The 22,260-nt window shown below is 48.9% G+C and carries 21 protein-coding genes; 6 read left to right on the forward strand and 15 right to left on the reverse strand.

What is annotated here, in order from left to right:
- Positions 1 to 16: 16 nt before the first annotated feature.
- A complete protein-coding gene (locus E4K71_RS03890) occupies positions 17 to 1,801 on the reverse strand; it encodes an acyl-CoA dehydrogenase (protein WP_135076857.1) in 1,785 nt (594 codons plus the stop codon).
- A 175-nt stretch (positions 1,802 to 1,976) separates the two neighbouring features.
- Between E4K71_RS03890 and E4K71_RS03895 the strand changes: the two genes are divergently transcribed.
- Positions 1,977 to 2,801 carry a hypothetical protein gene (locus tag E4K71_RS03895; protein ID WP_135076860.1) on the forward strand — a complete coding sequence of 275 codons (825 nt, stop codon included), beginning with the start codon at positions 1,977 to 1,979 and terminating at the stop codon, positions 2,799 to 2,801.
- Positions 2,802 to 2,811: 10 nt separating this feature from the next.
- Here E4K71_RS03895 and E4K71_RS03900 read toward each other — a convergent pair whose 3' ends face one another.
- From E4K71_RS03900 to E4K71_RS03915, 4 genes are all read right to left on the reverse strand, one after another.
- Positions 2,812 to 3,567 carry a transporter substrate-binding domain-containing protein gene (locus E4K71_RS03900; RefSeq protein ID WP_135076864.1) on the reverse strand — a complete coding sequence of 252 codons (756 nt, stop codon included), beginning with the start codon at positions 3,565 to 3,567 and terminating at the stop codon, positions 2,812 to 2,814.
- Positions 3,568 to 3,625: 58 nt separating this feature from the next.
- Positions 3,626 to 4,984, reverse strand: coding sequence for an oxygen-independent coproporphyrinogen III oxidase (gene hemN / locus E4K71_RS03905; RefSeq protein WP_135076867.1), 1,359 nt, complete (start codon positions 4,982 to 4,984; stop codon positions 3,626 to 3,628).
- A gap of 211 nt (positions 4,985 to 5,195) precedes the next feature.
- Complete coding sequence (locus E4K71_RS03910) at positions 5,196 to 5,744, reverse strand: peptidylprolyl isomerase (protein WP_135076870.1); 549 nt, start codon at positions 5,742 to 5,744, stop codon at positions 5,196 to 5,198.
- 18 nt (positions 5,745 to 5,762) lie between these two features.
- On the reverse strand, positions 5,763 to 6,257 hold the full coding sequence (locus tag E4K71_RS03915) for a peptidylprolyl isomerase (RefSeq protein WP_135076873.1): 495 nt from the start codon (positions 6,255 to 6,257) through the stop codon (positions 5,763 to 5,765).
- 225 nt (positions 6,258 to 6,482) lie between these two features.
- Between E4K71_RS03915 and E4K71_RS03920 the strand changes: the two genes are divergently transcribed.
- Entirely contained in the window at positions 6,483 to 6,959 is a 477-nt protein-coding gene (locus E4K71_RS03920) for a helix-turn-helix domain-containing protein (RefSeq protein ID WP_135076876.1), read from the forward strand.
- On the opposite strand, the gene E4K71_RS03925 is transcribed toward E4K71_RS03920, so the two are convergent.
- Both E4K71_RS03925 and E4K71_RS03930 read right to left on the reverse strand, forming a co-directional pair.
- Complete coding sequence (locus tag E4K71_RS03925) at positions 6,956 to 7,504, reverse strand: hypothetical protein (protein WP_135076879.1); 549 nt, start codon at positions 7,502 to 7,504, stop codon at positions 6,956 to 6,958. The genes E4K71_RS03920 and E4K71_RS03925 overlap by 4 nt on opposite strands.
- Positions 7,505 to 7,546: 42 nt before the next feature.
- Positions 7,547 to 8,137, reverse strand: coding sequence for a GGDEF domain-containing protein (locus tag E4K71_RS03930; RefSeq protein ID WP_167730260.1), 591 nt, complete (start codon positions 8,135 to 8,137; stop codon positions 7,547 to 7,549).
- 285 nt (positions 8,138 to 8,422) lie between these two features.
- Here E4K71_RS03930 and E4K71_RS03935 point away from each other — a divergent pair, with 285 nt between their 5' ends.
- Positions 8,423 to 9,220, forward strand: coding sequence for a DUF1849 family protein (locus E4K71_RS03935; protein ID WP_167730262.1), 798 nt, complete (start codon positions 8,423 to 8,425; stop codon positions 9,218 to 9,220).
- 62 nt (positions 9,221 to 9,282) lie between these two features.
- Here the strand turns inward: E4K71_RS03935 and E4K71_RS03940 are convergent, their stop codons facing one another.
- The 4 genes from E4K71_RS03940 to E4K71_RS03955 form a co-directional block, all read right to left on the reverse strand.
- Positions 9,283 to 11,178: an autotransporter outer membrane beta-barrel domain-containing protein gene (locus E4K71_RS03940; RefSeq protein WP_135076888.1), complete on the reverse strand. Its 1,896-nt coding sequence runs from the start codon at positions 11,176 to 11,178 to the stop codon at positions 9,283 to 9,285.
- A gap of 207 nt (positions 11,179 to 11,385) precedes the next feature.
- Positions 11,386 to 12,663 (reverse strand): DNA polymerase IV, encoded by a 1,278-nt coding sequence (locus E4K71_RS03945; RefSeq protein WP_135076891.1) that lies wholly within the window; start codon positions 12,661 to 12,663, stop codon positions 11,386 to 11,388.
- Between the two features lie 111 nt (positions 12,664 to 12,774).
- Positions 12,775 to 13,200 carry a rhodanese-like domain-containing protein gene (locus E4K71_RS03950; protein WP_135076894.1) on the reverse strand — a complete coding sequence of 142 codons (426 nt, stop codon included), beginning with the start codon at positions 13,198 to 13,200 and terminating at the stop codon, positions 12,775 to 12,777.
- 68 nt (positions 13,201 to 13,268) lie between these two features.
- Positions 13,269 to 14,159, reverse strand: a complete 891-nt coding sequence (locus tag E4K71_RS03955; RefSeq protein WP_135076897.1) for an ROK family protein — start codon at positions 14,157 to 14,159, stop codon at positions 13,269 to 13,271.
- 194 nt (positions 14,160 to 14,353) lie between these two features.
- Here E4K71_RS03955 and E4K71_RS03960 point away from each other — a divergent pair, with 194 nt between their 5' ends.
- Both E4K71_RS03960 and E4K71_RS03965 read left to right on the forward strand, forming a co-directional pair.
- Positions 14,354 to 15,118: a hypothetical protein gene (locus E4K71_RS03960; protein ID WP_135076900.1), complete on the forward strand. Its 765-nt coding sequence runs from the start codon at positions 14,354 to 14,356 to the stop codon at positions 15,116 to 15,118.
- A 12-nt stretch (positions 15,119 to 15,130) separates the two neighbouring features.
- Complete coding sequence (locus E4K71_RS03965) at positions 15,131 to 16,162, forward strand: MBL fold metallo-hydrolase (RefSeq protein ID WP_135076904.1); 1,032 nt, start codon at positions 15,131 to 15,133, stop codon at positions 16,160 to 16,162.
- A 77-nt stretch (positions 16,163 to 16,239) separates the two neighbouring features.
- Here E4K71_RS03965 and E4K71_RS03970 read toward each other — a convergent pair whose 3' ends face one another.
- Both E4K71_RS03970 and E4K71_RS03975 read right to left on the reverse strand, forming a co-directional pair.
- On the reverse strand, positions 16,240 to 17,094 hold the full coding sequence (locus tag E4K71_RS03970; RefSeq protein ID WP_135076907.1) for a methyltransferase domain-containing protein: 855 nt from the start codon (positions 17,092 to 17,094) through the stop codon (positions 16,240 to 16,242).
- A gap of 82 nt (positions 17,095 to 17,176) precedes the next feature.
- Complete coding sequence (locus E4K71_RS03975) at positions 17,177 to 17,494, reverse strand: metalloregulator ArsR/SmtB family transcription factor (RefSeq protein ID WP_135081971.1); 318 nt, start codon at positions 17,492 to 17,494, stop codon at positions 17,177 to 17,179.
- A 232-nt stretch (positions 17,495 to 17,726) separates the two neighbouring features.
- Between E4K71_RS03975 and E4K71_RS03980 the strand changes: the two genes are divergently transcribed.
- Positions 17,727 to 17,957 carry a sulfurtransferase TusA family protein gene (locus E4K71_RS03980; protein ID WP_240796870.1) on the forward strand — a complete coding sequence of 77 codons (231 nt, stop codon included), beginning with the start codon at positions 17,727 to 17,729 and terminating at the stop codon, positions 17,955 to 17,957.
- A gap of 15 nt (positions 17,958 to 17,972) precedes the next feature.
- Here E4K71_RS03980 and E4K71_RS03985 read toward each other — a convergent pair whose 3' ends face one another.
- Both E4K71_RS03985 and E4K71_RS03990 read right to left on the reverse strand, forming a co-directional pair.
- Positions 17,973 to 21,110, reverse strand: coding sequence for an efflux RND transporter permease subunit (locus tag E4K71_RS03985; protein WP_135076910.1), 3,138 nt, complete (start codon positions 21,108 to 21,110; stop codon positions 17,973 to 17,975).
- Positions 21,107 to 22,231, reverse strand: coding sequence for an efflux RND transporter periplasmic adaptor subunit (locus tag E4K71_RS03990; RefSeq protein ID WP_167730264.1), 1,125 nt, complete (start codon positions 22,229 to 22,231; stop codon positions 21,107 to 21,109). Before E4K71_RS03990 ends, E4K71_RS03985 begins: the two co-directional genes overlap by 4 nt.
- Positions 22,232 to 22,260 lie beyond the last annotated feature (29 nt).

A 22,260-nucleotide genomic window follows, 5' to 3' on the forward strand; every position in this document is an offset into this window, starting at 1 on the left:
TGGTGAAGAGGTGGGCTTAGAGCCATTCGTCTTCGCATTCCAGAACCGCACCGTAGCCTTTAGTAAAGATGGCTTTGAGCGCACTGGAGGTAGGCAGGATTTGTTCTGCGAAGAAGCGGGCTGTATTGATCTTGGCTTTCATGAAGTTTGGATCGCCAGCACCGTCATCCAGTTTACCTTGGGCGATGAGGGCAGATTTGGTCAAGAGCCAGCCACCGCACAGGTTACCCATCAAACGCAGGTAGTGAACAGAACCTGTGGCCGCTTGTTTCGGGTCTTCCTTAAAGCTGTCGATCAGCCAGCTTGTGGCTTTTTCCGTATTGGCAATGGCAACGTCCAACGCATCAGCCATTTCAGCAAACACGCCGCCTTTGGCTTTGGCAGCAGCCACGTCTTCTTTGATCATGGGCAGCAGGATATCAAGATATGTCCCACCGTTCATGGCGACTTTACGCCCGATCAGGTCGTTGGCCTGAATGCCGTTGGTGCCTTCGTAAATGGCGGTGATGCGCACATCGCGCAACCATTGGGCCGCACCGGATTCTTCAATAAAGCCCATGCCGCCATGAACCTGAATGCCATCATCGGCGACTTCGCGACCAATGTCGGTGGAATAGGCTTTGACAACCGGGGTCAGCAGTTGAACAAGCGCATCGGCTTGTGCACGTGATGCCTCATCTGCGCCTTTGACCTGAAAATCTTGCTGGCGGGCCGCGAAGTACGAAATAGCACGGGCGGCTTCTGTCTTGGCCTTCATGGTCAAGAGCATACGGCGCACGTCCGGGTGTTTATCAATGGTGACAGATGTCTTGTCTTTGGATCCAATCAGCGGGCTTTGCACACGCTCACGGGCATATTCACGGGCACATTGATAGGCACGTTCAGCCGCCGCGTAACCTTCGTTACCTACGTTCAGGCGCGCATTGTTCATCATGGTGAACATGCAGGCCAAGCCCTTGTTTTCTTCTTTCACCAGATAGCCTGTGGCTTCTTCAAAAGACATGGTGGCCGTTGGGGAACCGTGGATACCCATCTTATGTTCAATAGAGATACAATAAGCCGGATTGCGTTCACCCAAGGAGCCATCTTCATTGACCATATATTTCGGTACGATAAACAGGGAAATACCACGTGAGCCCGCAGGCGCATCCGGTGTGCGGGCCAAAACCAGGTGAATGATATTTTCCGCCATGTCATGTTCACCAAAGGTGATGAAGATTTTTTGACCGGAAATTTTGTAAGAGCCATCGTCTTGTGGCACAGCCTTGGTAGAGACAGCCGCCAGATCAGACCCGGCAGATGGTTCGGTCAGGTTCATAGTGCCTGTCCATTCGCCGGAGATCATCTTCGGCAGGTATTTTTCTTTTTGTTCGTCAGAAGCGTGGGCTTCAATAGCTTCAATCGCGCCGCCTGTCAGCATGGGGCACAGGCCAAAGGCGATGGAGGCTGAGTTCCAAATCTCGTTAACCGCATTTGACAGGACAAACGGCAGGCCCATGCCGCCATATTCAGGGTCACAGCCCAGACCCTGCCAGCCGCCTTCGATAAATTGGGCGTAGGCTTCTTTAAAACCGGGCGAGGTGGTGACTTCTGTATCTTTCCATTGTGCGGAATTTTCATCAGAGGTCCGTGCCAGCGGGGCGATGATGTCGCGACCCAGTTTGCCCGCTTCGTCCAAAATGGCGTCCACCATGTCTTCTGTCGCTTCTTCATAGCCGGGCAGGGCAGTGATGCTGTCAAGGTCCAGCAGGTCCTTGATCAGAAATTCCATTTCGTTAAGCGGGGCGTTATATACAGTCATCGGGGGACGCTCTCTTATTTCATGTTTCCAGTAATTTGGTATGACTATACCGATTAAGCGAAAAATATTCCAGAATAAATGTTCGGTCTGCGAATTAATATTTGTGAGGAAATGTAAAGGAATTTATGTTTTCTTTTGTCATCATTCGGGTTTCATTTTGTAATAGGAGGGGTGGATGACCAGTCTGATCCGTCTGCCGCTTTCGGTGGATCATCAAAAGAAAAAGGCACGTTCCATTGAACTGCCTTTTGCGCTGTATCTACATTTTATTACAAGCGATGAATTTGAAGCGATCCTGCCCAAAGAGCTGAAGGCAAAGGCGGAGAAATCGAAGAAGACATTTCTGGCGCAAAATCAGTTTTTTAGCGAGGAATATCAGGCGGAATATGAGCGCAGTGGCTATATCCGTTTTCTGACGGGGCCGGATGTGCATAAATTTTTTGCAAAAATCCTGTCGCTCAATTATCAGGCCCATCAAAACCTGCTGCAGGAACAGGCAGGATCGTTTCAGGAATATTTTTCAGACTTGAAACTGTTCTGGAATGGGAAATATCATCGCGAGATTAAGGGGGCGGATTTCAGTCATCTCCGTCAGGCCCTGTTCTGTCAGGCATGTTTGCGCACACAACATAAACGCATGACGGAAAAACAGACCCTTTATGACAAGCTGGGAGACTTTGCCAAGCAGGAGATCAAGGCGAAAGAGCTGGAAGTCAAACGGCTTAAGCAGGAATTGAGGCAGACTCAGCAAGAAACACAGCACTTACAGGAAAAATGTGAGGGGGTGGAGCAGGAATTGGCGAAAGTCAAAGAAGACAACATCGTGCTGGTGCCCAGTGATCCACATTATATGCTGGGGCTTGACCCAAAATCTGCGCAGGATGTAGAAGCGCGGGCAAAAATACTGCTTAAAACATTGCATCCGGATCGCAGTGGGTCCCATGAAACGGGCTATCTGTTTGATATGGTTGTGAAAGCGCGTGATATGATCTTGAAATAAGCCCTTTGTCTTATTTCCAGCTGTGCTCTGTGCTGGACCCGCTGTTTAATTGCTTGAAATAGGCTGTTTTAGAGAAAGCCTGATAGGTTTTGGTCATGGTTGTGCGTAGTTTTTGGTGGGCACGGTTGATATACATATAGGTTTCTTCAAAATAGATCGGATTTTTTGATGTTTGAAACGGGGTGTGTTTGTATTTACTCAAAATATAGTCAAGATTGCTTTTTGATACAAAGGCAAGATCAATCCGGCCAATTTTGATGAGCTTTACCAACTGATCAAGGTTTTTCGCCCTGACCAAACGTTGTCCGGGCAGGGGGCGGGTGAAGGAATTATAAATGAGATAGCCAATTTTAAGATTTGTGTTGTTTTTCAGCTCTTTTTGCATATCCATTTGCTTGGTCGACAGGGCAAACATGGGCGATTTATCAATCACAAAAGGTAATTTGCGGATGTTTTCAAGGGGCAGATTACTGGCAACGGCATAATCGACAAGCAAGGCGCTGCTGTAAGGGCCAATCATATGGAGTTCTTTCTGGCTTAAGGCCCAGATGGAACGTTTAAAGGGCTGGCGAAGCAGTTTAAATTTATAGCCGCTTTTCTCCATGACCTCTGTAAGTAGAGTATGGAAATAAAAATTATCACCAGTTGTTGCAATTTTAATGACAGTCTCGGGCTTGTCTTGGGCCTGTGTTGGCACAGTCGTGATACAGGCAGCAAAAAACGACAGCATGATAATGCTGGTGATGCGATGTGCTGATGATAACATGCAGCGTTTCCTGACCCGATCTTTATCTGTTTGTGTAATTTTCGCACTATAACGAAAATTACACAGCACGGGAATGTTTTTTCTGACCTTGTTGCAGATATGTGTCAAAGGTGGCGGCAACCATACGCATCAGCGGGCGCCCTTCTTCGGGCAGGCTCAGGACATGGTTGTCCAATGTGCAGATTTCATCTTCGACCAAGGGCTGGAGGCGTTTGATTTCATCGGCAAAAAAGTCTTCTGCGACATTGTGTTTGTTACACATGGCGGCAAGGTCGACTTTCATATTGCACATGATCTGTTCAATGACCTCCCGGCGCAGGATGTCTTCGCTACTTAAATCACGTGTGCGCCCCACAGGCAGGATGCCCGCATCAATCATGCGTTTGTAATCACGCAAAGGCTGAACGTTTGCCACATACCCCAGTGGCGTTTGCCCGATGGAAGACGCGCCAAGGGGCAGCATCACCGGATTGTTATCTACCGTATAGCCTTGGAAGTTACGATGCAGGCGTTCTTCGCGCATGGCGATGGTCATTTCATCATCTTCACGGGCATAATGATCCAGACCGATTTTGACAAAGCCAAGTTCTTCCAGCTTTTGGGCGGCTGCTTCCATCTGTTCCCAACGTTCCATGGCATTTGGAAGGGCCTCTTCGGGGATGAGCTTCATATGAGATTTCATCCAGGGTACATGGGCATAGCCAAAGACCGCAAAGCGTTTTGGGCCAAGGCTGACGGCCTTTTCCACCATATCAGTGACTCGTTCGGTGGTTTGGAATGGCAGGCCATACAGCAAGTCAAAGTTAATGGAGGTAATGCCATATTTTTTTAGCCATTCTACGACTTGTTTGGTGGTCTCAAAAGGCTGAACACGGTTGATGGCAACCTGAACTTCTTCATGGAAGTCCTGTACGCCGATAGAGGCACGGTTGATCCCGGCTGCAGCAATGGCTTTGACATAATCTTCTGTGGCGGTACGTGGGTCCAGTTCAACGGCGAGTTCGGAACTGTCATCAATATCGAAAACGTCTTTCAGTTTGTCGATGATGGATTTCCAGTCTTCGGCCTTCAACATGGTGGGCGACCCACCGCCCCAATGGACATGTTTGGCAGTCATGCGCGCTGGCAAGGCAGCGGCCAGCAGGTCAATTTCTTTGTGAACATATTCAAGATATTCACTTACCGGGTCGTAGCGTTTGACGATCTTGGTATAGCAGCCACAAAAAGAGCACATGGAGTCACAAAACGGCACATGGATATAAAGCGAGACCCCGGCTTTTGGGTCCAACTTGCCCAGCCAGTCACGATAATCCTGATCCGTATCCGTTTCCTGAAAATGGGGCGATGTGGGATAGCTGGTATAACGGGGGACACGAAGGTCGTATTTTTCTGATTTCTCAGCGATGGAAACGCTCATGACTACTCTTTTATCAATAGATTGACTGGCCCTATTCGTCATCATCGCGTATGCGGGGATCTTTTAAATCCAAGAGATCCCCAGTCAAGCTGAGGATGACAGCAAAGGACAATAGGCTATATCGCGTTTAAATGTGGTCATTGTGGGGCAAAAGAAAAGCCCCGACTGAAATCAGGGCTTTAAAATAGTCGTGACCGGTTGTTTGTGAAGCTTATTTCACATCCGCAGCGACTTGCATTTTGATGATCTTGTCTGGGTTTGTGACTTTACCGTTATTATAGCTGCTGCCTTTTTTGATGCGGTTTACAAACTCCATACCTTCGACCACTTGGCCCCAAACGGTATATTGACCGTCAAGGTGGCCTGCACGTTTAAACACAATAAAGAATTGGCTGTTGGCACTGTGCGGGTTGCTGGAACGTGCCATGGACAGGGTGCCTGTCACATGCGGTTCATTGGAAAATTCCGCAGGCAGGTCAGGATAGTCACTGCCGCCCATGCCTGTGCCGGTTGGGTCGCCGGTTTGGGCCATGAAACCACGGATTACCCGGTGAAAGACAATCCCGTCATAAAAGCCTTCGCGAGTCAGCTTTTTAATGCGTTCCACATGTTTCGGGGCCAGGTCCGGGCGCATTTTAATCACCACACGACCATCTTTTAAGTCCAGATACAGGCTGTTTTCTTTATCAAAATCCTGTGCCTGTGCACTGAAGGACAGGCCAGTCACCAAAAGGGCTGTCAGAAGAAGGCGTTTTAACATGGTTGGCTTCCCTTAATCTTAGTCTTGTACGTCTGCAACAACTTGCATTTTAATAATAGAGTCTGGGTCTTCGACAGACCCATTGTCAAACGGGCTGCCTTTTTTAATAGCATGAACATGTTCCATACCATCAATGATTTGGCCCCAGAACGTATATTGATTGTCCAGATGCGGTGCGCGATCAAAACACAGGAAGAACTGGCTGTTGGCGCTGTCTGGTTCCATGGACCGCGCCATAGAACAGGACCCTTCGATATGGGGTTCATCAGAAAATTCCGCCGGCAGGTCAGGATAATCACTCCCACCAAAGCCTGTACCGCTTGGATCACCGGACTGGGCCATGAAACCGTCAATGACACGGTGGAAGACAACGCCGTCATAAAAGCCCTCACGCGCCAACATTTTTAGGCGTTCCACATGTTTGGGGGCAAGGTCCGGGCGTAGCTCAATTGTGACGCGACCGTCTTTAAGGTCAAGGTAGAGGGAATTTTCTGGATCTTTGATATCGACCATCGGGGTACTGCCTAACTTGTTAAGTAATCAAAATTGGCAAGCAGACTATCATAAAATGCGTGAAGAGAAAGAGGGGAAATGTAAAATGCTTTATTGTGCTTTTTATAAGGGGCATAGTGATATGTCGTGTCCTGTCACCTTGCTGTCGTGTCCGTGTCGTGGTTGTTTGGTCATGTTTTTCTTAGCGTGTCGACGTGTTTTTTGAATTTAACAAAGGGAAGTCAGATGTCTCATATTTTGAAAATGTTACGTACAGAGAAAAACTGGTCGCAGGAACAATTGGCTGAATGTGCCGGAATTAGTGTGCGCACGATCCAGCGCATTGAGAATGGGGCTGCTTGTTCTCTTGAAACAGCCAAATGTTTGGCCGCTGTATTTGAAGTGGAAGCCAGTGTCTTCCTGACACAGGAAGAAGACGATACCAGTAATGAAGACCAACTCACCCTGATTTTAGCCCGTCAAAAGGTGAAAGAAGAGCTGAAATTTTATTATCATCTTGTGGCCTATATTGCCGCCAATGCCGGGATGATTGGGGTCAATCTGAAGACCAATAGCGATCATCTATGGTTTATTTATCCGTTACTGGGCTGGGGCATTGGTTTGGCTTTTCATGGCATTAAAGCCTTTTCAGCCGGGTGTGAGCAAAAGCTGATTAATAAGCTTGCTGAAAAGAAGTTACAAAAAGAGAAACTGGCGGATTAGGCAACAAAGTCCATTTTGTTTTCAACCCCTTTGAGAACGCCGAGAATTCGATCAATTTGGTTCAGGGTTTTCGGGTTCTCTGATGGGTAGCGCTGTTCAAAATCATAGCGCTCCTGCCATTCCTGAACATAGTCACGCGGGCGGTCCGGTTCGGAATGTTCGCCTGTCAGGGCGCCAATGGTGTCTTCAAAACGGGGATGCATTTCCGGCTGAAAGGCCAGCATGGAATATTCATCATAAGAAAGAACCCCGTCGATATAAAGATCAAGACTGAAGTCCCCCATTTCACGGGGGCTGAGCTTGCGAATGTTAAAGGTGTCTTCGCCAACACCGCCTTCGGGGATATTGTCCAGATCAATTTCGATGCCTTGAAATTCAACAATATCTTTTGGGGCTGTACGTTGGGCTTGTTGGGCAAGCTTTTCCTGTTCCTGGGTATTGGGGGGCGGGGTAATAAGGACATTGGGCTGGGACGCAGCGGACTGTCGAGACAGGCTTTCCTGCTCGTTTAACAAAACCTGAGAAAGGCTTGCATCAATATGCATGACACAACCCTTTCAAAGAACCTGATAATGTAAATCCGTGCGTTATTCCGCAGCGTTCAATGTGCATTTGTCCGGTTTCTCTTCCTGTCGTGATTTTTTGGCCGCATACATGGCCCGGTCAGCGCCATTGAGCAAATCCTGTGGCGTGGATGAGCTATCATAGAACTGAATGCCCACACTGGCCTTGATCCCCAGAATGTGACCTTTCCAGCGTAATGTGGAGGTGTTGAGTTCCTGTGTGATTTTTTCAATGCATTTTTGACCGTCAACCCAGGAGGTCCGTACCAGCAAAATCGCAAATTCATCACCGCCCAAACGGGTGACATAATCTGTATCACGGGTGTAGCGTTCCATAATATAAGAGACATGGCGCAAGACTTCATCCCCGCAGGCATGCCCATATTCATCATTGATATCTTTGAAATCATCCAGGTCGATATAGGCCAGCACCCCTGTTTCCTGAAACCGTTTTGCTGTGGCAAGAACCCGATGAAGTTCGGCTTCAAAACCGCGACGGTTTAAAAGGTCGGTCAGGCTGTCCGTCATGGCGAGACGGTCAAGGTAGGCGATCTGGTCATTGCGCTGGTTCAGCACACCTTCCAGCTTATAAGCCAGTTGTAATGCGTCGTGCAAAGCTTCTTCCCTTTCAGATGCGGAGGCACGGCCCTCTAAACAGCTGGCCAATTTGCAAATTCCGCCTACGAGTTCACAAACATTCGTTTCTGTATTCTTTCCATTATCAAACATATGGGTCTCCACCTCTTATTCGTTCGATATGCCGATGTGGAAGTTATCGCAAAAGATATGCCAGTTTTAAAACGGCGGAATCTCTCTACTTACGGTTATTTTTTGTCGTTATTTCTTATGCGCTAGGCAAAATATGCCGCCTTCTAGGCAAAAATGACCTATAGTGCCTGTATGAGAAATGTTTTTTCCTTTGCCATTGCGATGGCTTTTTCCTTCCCTGTTTGTGCAGAACAGGTGATTTTACGCTCCCACGATGCGACTTATGCCATGAAGCAGGTGCGACAGTTTGATCGCAACTGGTCAGTGCTGGAACGTGCCGATGGGGTCTTGCGTTATAAGTTTCGCAATACCTGTGAAGGCTGGACGGTGGAACATCAAAGCGCCATGCATATGGAATATGAAAATCAGCAGCAGGCTCAGATGACCTGGAATTATACAAGCTGGGAAAGCCGGGACGGTCAGCGCATGCGTTTTCGTAGCCGAACAAAACATAATGGGGTGGTGAGCGAGAACCAACGTGGTGAAGCGCGCAAGGAAGAGGGAAAAACCATTGCGATCTATGCAGAACCAAACGGTCGACGCGAGGTTATGCCCGCAGAGACGCTATTTCCAACAACTCATTTGCGCCATTCCTTACAGCAGGCGCAAAAAGGACTGAGCGTTTTTTCCAGCCCTTATTTTGATGGCAGTGGTCAGGAAACATTTTATGAGGTGGATAGCGTTATGACCCCTTATAAGGGTCAACCTGTTTTGGAGGTTAATGGGCAAAAGCTTGTTAAACAGAAAACATGGGATATGCAGCTGTCTTTTCATCTGCCCAAAAGCCAAAACAGTGTGGCGGAAATGGAAATCGGTGCGCGGTATCGCTTAGATGGAGTTTCAACCCGCCTTGTACAGGATTACGGGGATTTTGTGTTGGAAGGTCAGTTGGTCGAGTTGACCTATGTGGATGAACCGGTGTGTGAGTAGGTAAAAAAAGAGGGCACCCGTTTTATAGGGTGCCCTTGTCAAGGTTCGTCGTGATAATCCGTTTAGAATTGCAGCTGTAGGTTCAAGTTGAACTCGGGACTGTTTTCACCGATTTCAGAGGCTGTTTGCGTCACATCAAAGCTGGCGGACAAGGCATTGGCATCGTCTGTAAATTTTACACCTGTTGCAAACGTCTGTGCATCATTGGTGAAGTTTGTTTTGATGTAAGGTTCTGCAATTCCAGCTTGTTGACCATCATTGTGGTCTACGGTGAAGCTATAAGCAATCAGGCCGCTGAAACTATGTTCAGAATAATCGGAACGACCATATTGTTTTTCGCCTTCCAAAGAACCGCTTAAGCCTGTTGCGCTGGAGGCAATGCGCACACCGCCACCGATATTATAGGCCCCACTGTCCCCATTGGTCGCATCCGTTGCATCATAGATGTAATCGGCCTTGGCATAGGGCTGAATGGCTTTTCCCTCAATGTCAAAGGTATAGGCAGCTTCAACACCAGGCTTGAACTGGCGGGTGTTGGAAATGGACTTTGCTACATCCGTATTGTCACTTTCCACGAAAGCATCTACCGTTTTATGGGCTGCAAGGAAAGAGGCTTTGGCCGTCAAATCGAGCGGGAGGGCCTTGTTTGGGCGGGCTTTATAGGCCCCGGAAAGGGAGGCAAACCACATTTTTGAATCTGTCTTGCCGGTGACTGTCCCGCGTGTACGGTCAATATCACCAATGGTATAGCCCGCGACCATGGACAGGGTTGTTTCTGGTGTGGGTTGATACATGGCATAAGGCGACAGGGTCCAGCCCTTTTCGTCATACGTGCCACTGTTATACGTTGTCGTCAGGTCGGTTTTGGTATAGCCAAGGGACAGACCAGCGACCAAATTCGGGCGGTAGCGGTAATCAACCCCAATGTTGTATCCCCAGACATCCCCGTCATACCGGCTGTCATCATTGGTGCGGTTACGTTCATTTTCAACAGAAGTATAAGATCCGTGGCCCCAAACGGTATAGTTGCTCAAAGCGCCTAACGCCTGACGTTGTTTGGTCCCTTGTAAGGGATCATTGTCATCACCTGCGGCAGACAGAACCATTTGTGAACTATCAAAATGTGCCATCATGGCGAGGTCACGCAAGGACCCTTTGCGCGACGAAAATTCCATGTTGTCCCAATCTTGCACAGAAGAAGACAGGCTGAACATAGGGGCAAAGCTGGAAGCTTGTTCCTGTGTCCCCGGTGTCCCTGTCGGTGCCCCACCAGATGGTGTACTCCCGGACGGAGCCCCACCTGAAGGGATATTGACAGCGGGGGCAGAAGTTGCTGCCGCATAAGACAGGCGGGTCTGCACGTTCTCGGTTACGACTTTGGAAACAGAGCGTGAAACAGCTGATTGGACAGCCTTATTTGCGTGAGTGTTGGTTACGCTGGATGCTGCTGATACACCATAGCTTACAGTCGCACTTGTAATGTCGATGTCATTGCCATTACTCGAGATCGTGTAACTGACGTTCATGGTGTAGGTTTCACCATTAATTAAATAGCTGGCGCTGGCGGTTTCTGAACCATTTGTTGTTCGATTGTCTGCGCAATCTGTACCGTCAGAGATGCTAAAGCTCCCAATCGTACAAGTGCCTGAATAGGTTGTTTTGTTGTATGAATTTGATATTTTCTGGTTAAATGATTCATCGTTTGCGCCAGTAGCTGCGCGAAAGAAGATTGAATTTGTATTCCAATTGGTCGAATCGGCAAATAAGCCATCTGTTACAACACATTGGTCAGTTGCAGGATCGAAGGTCACACCAGATGCATTGCTGGTGGTTTCTGAAGCTGTTCCGGTACAGGTAATCACTGCTGCTTGAGCTTGTCCGGTCCATAACGCGGATATGAACAGACCTGCCCCTAACGATAGGGTTTTAAAATATCTAAATTGTGTGAAAGCTTGCATGGATTGCTCTTAATTTTATTGGCAATAGACAGGGTTGGCCCCATCAGACTGCAGCTTTTTTAGCGGTCTGAAAAAAAAGATGAATTACCCAAAGAGATAGAAAAATCAGATTCTTAGGCGGTGTTAATGGCCTGTTAATGTCTGTTGATGGTTTGTTAATGTAGAGTCAGTTTCAGGCGCTGATTCTGGATGTGGACAGTTTACGCCCTAAAGTAACCGCCCTTTTACAATCGCATTTCCCCCATATTTCTGGCGGATTTCTTCAATGGCTTTGGCGGAGCGTTGGTCTTTTTGTTTTTCGGCCAGTTCAAACAGGTCGGGGGCATCTGGTGTGAGCTGGTTGACGTCTTCCAGCATGGAAAAACCTGTGCCAATCAGGCGATAGCTGCGGCCATCACATAAAGGTTCCAGCAGGTCAATGGAACAATCAAAGAGGTCTTCTGCCGATTGGGACGGTTTGGGCAGTTGGCGCGAACGGGTGATATTACGAAAACCAGTGGTTTTGACTTTTAAGGTAACGGTACGCCCGGCCAGTTGAGCCTTTTTCATGCGTCCTGAGATTTTTTGGCAGATGGGATAAAGGGCATCTTTCAGGTCAGTAAAACTATGCAGGTTTTCATCCAGTGTGACCTCGTTGGAGATGCTTTTTGTTTCTGACTCTGGTGTGACTTTTCGTTCATCTTCGCCGCGACAAAAATGATATAGCCGTGCCCCTATGGCCCCATAGGCCCGCATCAGGTCCGTCTTTTCAAAGGGGCGCAGTTGACCAATGGTGGCAATACCGTCTGAGGCAAGCTTTTTTTCCATGGCCGCACCAACGCCAAAAATCATTTTAACGGGTTTATCTGCCAGATAATCAACGGCCTCGTCGCGTCCTAAAATGGCAAAACCACGGGGTTTATCCAGGTCTGAGGCGAGCTTTGCCAGTGACTTGTTATAGCTTAACCCGATGGAGGCCGTAATGCCGATTTCCGTTTCAATGCGTTTGATCAGCCGGACTAATGTGCGGGCAGGACTTCCGCCATGCAGGGCTTCGGTGCCGCTGAGATCAAGGAAGGCTTCGTCAATGGAAAGCGGTTCCACCAAGGGGGTGGTTTCAAACATGAGGTTACGCACCTCGCGCCCGACACGGCCATACTTATCTTTGGAAGGAGGGACGATGACCAAATCCGGGCAAAGCTTTAAGGCCCGCATCATCGGCATGGCAGAACGCACCCCGTAAATACGCGCAATATAACAGGCTGCTGCGACAACACCACGATGGCGCCCGCCCACGGCGACGGGTTTGTCTTTCAGCTCAGGGTTATCGCGTTTTTCGACGGTGGCAAAAAAAGAGTCACAGTCGATATGGGCGATGTGAAGGCTGTTAAGTTCCGGGTGTGAGAGCAAACGCACCGAACCGCATTTTGGGCAGCGTTCGCTATCGGGACGGTCTTCAAAACTATGGGCGCAATCGCGGCATAAGGTCGGCAGGGTCTCACTCATAAGACATAATATAGCCTGCCGACTTTGAAAGGGTATAGCAAATCACGAGGAATTGTGATTAAAAATGGCGACGACGTATTTGCGTAAAATCAAAGAGTTATAGCGATAGGCTTATTCAGGTGTGCTAACCGGATGGCCAGCTTCTGTCCAGGCTGGCATGCCTGCACGGAAATATTTAATGTTGGTATAGCCCCAGCTGACAGCACGGGTACTGGCGGTATAAGAGCGCATGCAGGCCGTGCCGTAACAGTAAAACACGATGGCCTGGTCTTTTTCCGCCAGCATTTCGATGGCATCTTTATTAAACGGGCCTGCCAAATTCAGGCTTTCAGAACCGGGGATATGACCCTTGGCAAAATCTTCTTCCATGCGCAGGTCGATGAAAAGGGCACCATCATCATGCAGGGCCTTTGCCTGTTTGACATCAATGGTTTCTGCGCCTTCTACATTTGGCGGGGCGACTTCTGCGGCCTGTGCATTTGTATGTGCAATAATAAAGAAACCCGTGACGACAACGGCGAGAAAAGATTTGAACATAGTGTCTCCCTGTGTTTATTAAGTTTTTTTAATACTACCTGTGGGTTAGGGGCTTGTCTATGGTTTTATCAGGTTTTGGGCCATAACCAGGCCGCGCCACGCACGCCACTTGAATCGCCATGTTCTGCTTTTAATAAAACAGTATTGCATTCATTGCCAAACACCCACTTGTGCCAAAGTTGAGGCACGGTGTCATACCAGCGATCAATATTGGACAGGCCACCGCCCAAGATGATGGCATCCGGGTCAAAGACATTAATAATACTGGCAAGGGCACGGGCTAGCCGGTCTTCATAAATCTGAAATACCGGATTGCTGATATCGGCGGGCAGGGCGGCAATATCCTTGGCTTCAATGTCTGTCCCGCAGATATTCTTAAAGGTCCGTGTCAGGGCGGAACCACATAGGAAGGTTTCAATGCAGCCTTTTTGTCCGCAATAACATTCTTCACCCGGCAGTTCATGGGGCTGTGCCCAGGGCATGGGATTATGCCCCCATTCACCGGCCACACCGTTAAGACCACCGAGGATTTGTTTCTGAACAACCAGTCCACCGCCTGTGCCTGTTCCCAAAATAACACCGAAAACCGTTTCGTAATTTGTTCCGGCCCCATCAACAGCTTCGGACAAGGCAAAACAATTGGCATCGTTGGTCATGCGCACGTCGCGCTCCAGAGCATCGGATAAATCTTTCTGAAAGGGATGACCGATGAGCCATGTGGAATTGGCATTCTTAACCAAGCCTGTTTTTTTAGAAATAGAACCGGGAATGCCGACACCGACACTGCCTTTTTTATCAATTTCTCTTTCCGTAGACAGAACAAGATCGCGAATCGAAGCGACTGTTTTTTGATAATTTCCGGGAGAGGTAGGAAATCTTTTCCTTAAAATTTCTTCATCATTGTTGCCAAGACAGAGAATCTCTGTTTTGGTGCCGCCAAGATCGATTCCGATTCGCATAAGAATTTCCTTGTGGTTACGAAGTGTTAATCTTTTGCAGGCATTGTATCACAAGATCGGATCTGTCAATGGGCATTATTTGCCTAGTCGATCAGGGCGAAACTTCTTTGCAGATCAAGGAGTTTAAAGTTAAAATATCGTTTACTCGTACAATGAGTGCGAATGCGAAATTTAAATTCAGGGAAGACCAAGTAATGGTTGATCAGGTCGAGTCAAAAACAGGAATTACAAAAGCAGGCATTTCCTGTGCGTTGGACCTTAAAGAAAAATACAAGGCCAATCAGCCGATTTGCGTACCCGGCGAGAAAACAAAAATCCTGATGCCGGAAAATCTGCTGAATATTAATCTGGATCTGGAAGCTCTGGAAGATCCGATGCCGCTTTCCCTGATGGCGACACGTGATCCTGAATCTCCGATGTCTATGGCAGCTGCGGCACGTTTGAGCCCGCAGGCAGGCAAAAATAAATTTGTCGGTGAAGTTATGCGCATTGTGGCTGATTCATCCAAACATGAAAATGTGACGCATGCCATTAACATGTTGCATGAAAATGACTTCCACCCCAAAGCCATTGGTGAAGTCGTTCGTCAAACAAACCGTGTGATCGTTCAAACGCGCAAGCAATTCTCATCTGCACTTCGCCAAAACCTGCATGCCCTGCTGGAAGGTGATATGGCGCCGCGTTCGTTTGTTCATGAATTTTTTGAGCTGACGGAAAATGGCAACCTGCGCCATGATATCCGCAAGCGTCTGGTGACATCCATGTTGCTGTCCACCACCATTCGTCCTTCTATCAAGTTCCTGTTTTTGGAAAACTTTGACCGTTTGCCGGAAGCCGTGCGTATGACCATCATTAAAGATGTGTTGAACGCCCCGGAAAACCATCACACTGAAGTGATTAAGGAAGAACTTGCCTGGATTGTGAATAACGAAAAAGGCGGTACGTTCAAGTATCACTAAGCGCGAAAAGTTATGAGCGACGCTAAAATCCTTTATCCTTTTGATGCAGTGCCTGCTGGCGGTGAGGCTGTGGAAGTCGCGCCCGGTGTGTTCTGGCTGCGCATGCCATTACCTTTCAAGCTGAACCATATCAATTTATGGATGTTGGAAGATGGCGATGGCTGGACCATTGTTGATACCGGGATTAATACCCCTGAAGTTCGTGAAAATTGGGAAACGCTTTTGGCTGGCCCGATGGGGGCAAAGCCGATCAAGCGGATGATTGTGACCCATTTCCACCCTGACCATGTTGGTTTGGCCGGGTGGTTTGAAGAAAAATTTGATATTGCCTTGTGGATGACCATCGGTGAATGGGGCATGGCGCGTAATCTCAAGCTGGAAACCACAGAACGCTCCACTGACTATCTTAATCAATTTTATCATCGGGCAGGCTTTGATAAGGCCCTGATGAATATTATCCCGGAACGCAGTGTTTCTTATCCCTCACGTATTACGGTGCCACCTGCCGGGATCAGGCGGATTGTGAATGAAGAAAAAATCACCATTGGCAATCACGATTGGGAAGTGATCGTCGGTACAGGCCACAGCCCGGAACATGCCTGTCTTTATTGTGCGGACCTGAATGTGATGATTTCAGGGGATCAGATTTTACCGCGCATCAGCCCGAATATCAGTATTTGGCCACAAGAACCGGATGCGGACCCGCTGACCCAGTTTTTGGATAGTCTGGAATTGTTTGACCATTTACCGCGTGATGTATTGGTCTTGCCGTCTCATGACTGGCCGTTTCGTGGGCTGCATTATCGCTTGAACCAGCTGGCCTGCCATCATGATGAACGTCTGGAAGAAACGTATAACTTATGTGAAAAGCCCGTAACTGCCTTGCAGGTTTTGCGAGGTCTCTTCACCCGTGAACTGGATAGCCATCAGGTGTTTTTTGCCATTGGTGAAAGTCTGGCCCATCTCCATTATCTGGTTGCCCAAGGGCGCTTGATCCGTGAAGACGGTATGGATGGGGTGACGATGTTTCGGCAGAAACCTTAAGGGCAAACGTCATCCCCGGCGTTATGTAGGGGGGAGGGAGGTCTTCCGCTTTCGTGGAAGGCGGCCTGTTCCTTGACTTACTTATTCACAGCTGCCGCAATGACATGAATCCAGCCAAGATAACCATCTTCGGCCGCACGTTGCCATAATTCCATGCCTTCACGGGCATTGTCATAAGACTCTTGGCCGATACGCGGCAGGATTTCTGATTTTTTACGTTCCAGCTGCTTTAATGCCCAGCCGTAGGTGCGCGCCACATTATCGGACCAGTCATCCCATTTTTCCACCTGAAAATTGGCTTCTTTCAGGTTGATTTCATATTCATGTTTGGACCACATGGACGGGCTTTTGACCCGTTTGAGGATTTTTTCGCGCAAAGCTGGCGGGGTGGAACGGCGAAGTGTGATTTCAGAAAATGCCAGCAGGCCAAAGGGTTCCAGCACACGGTGGGCTTCGCTTAAAACACGCATGCGATCCCCGGCATGGAGGAAGCTTTCTTGTGACCAGTAAACCTCAAAGCTGTTATTGGCATAAGGCAATTGGTGATAATCGCATTTTTCAAAGCGGACTTTCTCAGAAAGCCCTTCGGCTTCTGTTAATTCAGCGGCGCGGGCGAGCTGTTTATCGGAAATATTTGTCGCCAGAATAGAACAGTCAAAACTGCGTGAAAGCTGGCGGGCCAATGTGCCATAGCCACAGCCGACTTCCAAAACCTTGCTTTCGTTATGAAGGGCAATGCCGTCAATCATAGTGTCTTTGGCGCGTTGCATGGCGCTGGGCAGGGTTTCATCGACAGAAGAAAAAAGCCCCAGATGAATGCTGCTGCCCCAAATGCTGCGATAAATTTCGTCAGCAGTTCCATCATAATAATCGACCGCAGCTTCGACAGCAGATTCAATATGTTGGCTTTTGGCAAGAGAAAGGGGCGTCATGGTCACAGCTTTATCATCTATTTGGAATCAAACAGGCCGCCACAAAATGACGACCTGGTTGTTAATGTACTCGTTATAAAACTTAAGCGCAAGCTGCGGTTTCATCATTTGCACAATAAAGATTGTACAATGTTTCAATCACAGTTGCTGCTTCTTCCCCCTTAAGGGAGTAATAAATTGTCTGGGCATCACGGCGGGTTTGCACCAGATTATCGCGACGCAGGCGGGCCAAATGTTGAGACAGGGCCGATTGGCTTAAGCCGATAATCTCTTCCAGTTCGCCAACAGATTTTTCCTGACCTGAAATCTGGCACAGGATCATCAGGCGATGCTGGTTGCTCATGGCTTTAAGTAGGGTGCTGGCACGACGGGCGTTTTCTTCGAGTTTTTGGAGTTCAATATCCATTGATCTATTCGCTGAAAAGTTTGTTAATAATCTTTCTTAATTGGCTAAGCGCGTATATAAGAAGATTGCATAAACGGAATATACGCAGATACGTTAAAATAATCTACATAAAAATGTGAATATTACGAAAAAAAATAGTATTTATCGTTGTGGGTAAACTGCGTGCTGTTCATTTGCATAAAACCGTCTTATAAGGGCTCTTCCTGTCAGGCAAAGATGAAATACAATGATGCAGATTGATCGAACATTAGATGCGTCGGGGATGCGATGCCCCATTCCGGTTTTACGTGCAGGCAAGGAAATTCGTGCCATGCAATCTGGTGAGGTGATTGAAATCATCGCAACAGACGGGCAGGCCCCACGTGATTTTCATGACTTTTGTCTGGAAGCCGGTCATGAAATTTTGATCAGTGAAGAACGTGATGGCAAATATGTCATCATCATCCGTAAAGGGTGAAGTGGGGCCCTGATCCTAAGCTTTCTTTGGCAACACAATCGTTAACAAAGGTGGAATAATCACGAGAGTCAGCAGCGCTGATAAGGTCAACCCGCCGACAACGACTGAGCCTAACCCCCGATAAAGTTCTGAGCCCGCACCGGGAAACAGCACGAGGGGCAACATGCCAAAGACACTGGTTAGTGTGGACATAAAGATCGGGCGAATACGGCTTTTGGTCGCAAGGCGAATGCTGGCTGCGGGGCTCAGGCGTTCTTCACGCACGTGGAACAGGCTTTGATGAACCAACAAAATAGCGTTATTAACTACAATGCCGACCAGAATGACAAAACCCAGTAATGTCAGCATATCAAGAGGCTGTGGTGTGAAGAGATTGAGCAAGCCAAGCCCGGCAATGCCGCCCGCCGTTGCTAGGGGGACCGACAGCATAATGACAAAGGGATAGACAAAGCTTTCAAACAGAACAGCCATGGTGAGATACACAATGGCAACGGCAAGCAACATTTCCCAAACCATCGCATCCCATGCCTGTGTCAGCTTATCAGCCGTCCCCGACATATGAAGGGTGACACCATTCGGAAGCCCTTCTTTTTGTAGAGGTTTCATCACTTGATCACGCAAAATGTCCATGGCGCTTTCAAGAGGTATATTCGGGCTGGGTCGGACCTCAAGCGTGACGGTACGTTGGCGCTCAAGATGGCGGATTTCTGTCGGGCCGGAGGTGACTTTGACATCGGCCACATCATTGACCGATATAATATCGCCACTTTGGGTCACAACAGGCAGGTAGCCAATGCCTTGAGTTTGAGTGACTTTTTTCTCAGGGCCTTTCAGGGTCAGGTCAATACGTTTGCCTTCAACGGTAATTTCAGCCACCCGCATGCCATCATTAAAGGCATCTACGGTTTGGCCAAGGTCACGCGCTGTGACCCCATTATCGGCCAGCTTTAACGGGTCGGGATAAACGCGCACTTCCGGGGCACCCAGTTCCAAGCCCGGCTTTGGCCTGAATTGGTTGCCTTCGGTACGAGGAAGAAGCTGGGTGATTTTCCCGGTGGCACGCAGGGCGACTTCCAGTACTTTTTCAAGATCAGGGCCAGATACATTTAAATCAATGGACCGCCCAGACCCAATGGATCGGCCAAATAGCGAGGGTTGAGTAACAAAGCCAAAGGTTCCCGGTTCACTAAAGACCGGCTGGCGCAGCACCGGGATCAGTTCTGCCGCACGCGAGGGGTCTTCACTTGCCGCGCCAACAAAGGTAGTCGTGTTACGTGCAACGAAGAAGAAATTCTTGATTTTGGGCGGTTGGCCTTCTTCACTTTCCGGTCCGGTCTCACTGGACCAGAGATGTTTAACAGCGTTTTCAACCCGATTGGCAATGCCGGTGGTGGTTTCCAGATTATACCCCGGTGGGGGGAGCAACATGCCGAAGACGAGATTACGATTGCCTTCGGGCAGGTATTCCATCTTGGGTAAAAAGGCCCAGCTGGCAAGCAAGGCACTCAGGCTGATTGCACCAACCACAATGAGGGAGCGAATTTTTGATTTGGTAACAAGGTCGGTATAATCCAGCACCTTTTGAACGAAGAGAGCCGCAAATTTATCAAGGGCTGGTAATTTTACCTCATCTTCATCCTTGCTGTATTGCTCTTTGAGCAGGCGGTTGGACAGGGCCGGGATAACGGTGATGGCAACCACAAGGGAAAGCAGGACAGCAACGGAAATGGCGACTGCAATATCACGAAACAGCTGGCCGATTTCCAAATTCATGATCAGCAGCGGCAGGAAAACCAAAACGGTGGTCAGGGCTGAAACCAGTACGGCACTCCAAACCTGAGCTGCGCCTTGATAGGCGGCCTCAGAGCGTGATTTGCCTTCTTGTCGCAGGCGATAGATATTTTCCAGCACGACAATGGCTGCATCGACCACCATGCCAACAGCAAAGGCAATGCCCGCCAGTGAAATCACGTTGATCGAGCGCCCCATGGCGGCCATGGCGACGAAGGACCCAATGACGGAAACCGGAATGGCAAGGGAAATAATGACGGTTGCCCGTGTTGACCGTAAGAAGACCAGCAGGACAAGGGCGGCTAAAACACCACCGATATAAATATTTTGCTGTACCAGTTCAATGGCGGAATTGATATAGACCGTTTCATCATAGACTTGCGTCAGTTTGAGCTTGGCTGCAGGGAGTTCATTTTCATTGAGTTCGGCAATCGCAGCTTTTAACCCAGTCATAGTTTCAATGACATTGGCCCCGGTATCGCGTTGGGCATTCATGGCAATGGCAGGTTGGCCCAATTGGCGAATACGGGCTGTTGGCTCTTTATACTTAAAGGTCACATCGGCAATATCAGACAGGCGCACCCGCGCCACACGGCCGCTTGCCACATCCTGAGTACTGCGCACCACGACATTTTCCACCTGTTCGGTACTGGTCAGTTCGCCTTCGGTACGTACCACATAGCGGCGTTTGCCTTCTTCCACATCCCCAGCAGAGATAGAGGCATTGGCACTGCGCAAGGCGTTGACCACTTGGGGCACGGTCAGCTGATATTGGCTGAGGCGCACAGGATCAACGGTGACAACCAGTTCACGTTCGGAACCGCCATAGACATTGACCATGGCAATGCCGTTAACCCGTTCTATTTTGTCTTTAATGACATCTTCGGCAAAATCATCATAGGTGTGAATGGGGCGCTCATTACCGTCAAGGCGTTGCAAGACAAACCAGGCAATGGGGTTATCTTCACTGCCCGATGTATCAAAGGTGGGCTCGTCTGCTTCTTCTGGATAGCCGGAAACCCGGTCCAGCCGATTGGCGACCAACAGCAGGGCCTTGTCCATATTTTGGCCGACAGAAAATTCAAGCGTGATGCGCGAGCGCCCCTGTTCAGAGCGGCTGGTCATTTCATCCAGCCCTTCCAGTCCGCGCAAGACTTCTTCCTGTCTATTCACAATCTCGCGTTCAATTTCAGCCGGGGCGGCACCGGGCCAGTTGGTGCGTACCGTAATGACAGGCTTGCGTACATCAGGGGTAAGCTGAATGGGAATGGTTTGCAGGGCGACCAGTCCAAACAGAATCGTCATAATCACCGCAGCAATAACGGCAATCGGGCGATAGATGGAAGTATGGATCAGGTTCATTTCGCTGCCCCCATTGCCTTGACGGCTTGACCTGGGCGCAGGCGTTCATTGCCGCGTACAACCACGACATCACCATCTTTCAGGCCGGAGAGAACTTCAAAATAACTGCCTGTAGCATCGCCTAGTTTGACTGGTGTGATGGTCGCTTTTCCGTCTTTGATGGCATAGACCATCTGTTTGCCCTTTTTATTTAAAACAGCATCTTTTGAAACGGTGAGGACTTTGCGGGCATCTCCTTGCGGGATATGGACCGTGATGGTCTGGTTACTGGCGAGTTGATAATCTGTCGGGTTAAAGTCAGGTGTGAGCCGGACGGCACGGGTTCGGGTCAGAGGGTTTTCTTCGGGGACAATTGCCCGCACTGTGCTGGTGAGTTTTTGGCCTTGACCTAAAGTAATGCTGACAGAAGCCCCTTTTGCCAACCCGCTGAGACGATGGGTTGCCACATCAGCTTCGATTTCCAGATCCCGTGCGTTGATCAGTTTCAGCACCGTTTGCCCAACACTGACATAATCCCCCTGATCAACTTGGCGCAAAGTGACCGTACCGGGGTAGGGGGCGACGATCTGGCTATAGGTTAAGTCCAGTTCCCGTAAATTCAAGTCAGCTTTGGCCTTGCGTACAGCAGCTTCGGCCTCGCTGACCGCACTTTGAGACTTGATTTGCTCCAGTCGTTTATCGTCATAGCGTGCCTGATTAAAAGCAGCTGATTTTCTTAAACGTTGTAGGCGTTTGAGTTCTTGGGACACAATATTGAGCTGGGCTTTTGCTGTTTGCAGGGCGGCTTGGGCGCGTTCCAATTCTGCAACGGCCAGTTCTTTTTGATGGATCAGGCGATCTGCAACCAATTTGACAAGGGGCTGTCCGGCAAACACGTGATCCCCGACATCCACCAGAACATGTGCGATCGGTGCATTGATGCGTGCAGCAATCTCACTGGCTTGTTTGGCGATGAGGCGCCCGGAAACAGGGATGGTTTGGCTGAGACTGCGAAGTTCCACAGAATCTGCCCCCACAGCTGTGGCACGAGGAACAGGCTTTTTCTCTTGAGCCTGTACGTTTGTACCCACAACGAGCAGGCCAGCGAGAATCAGGGCAAGAGCTGTCTTTTGTTTTTCCACCGAATTATCCCCTTTATTTGAACCTTTAA

This window comes from Terasakiella sp. SH-1 (genome assembly GCF_004564135.1).
Taxonomy (GTDB): Bacteria; Pseudomonadota; Alphaproteobacteria; order Rhodospirillales; family Terasakiellaceae; genus Terasakiella.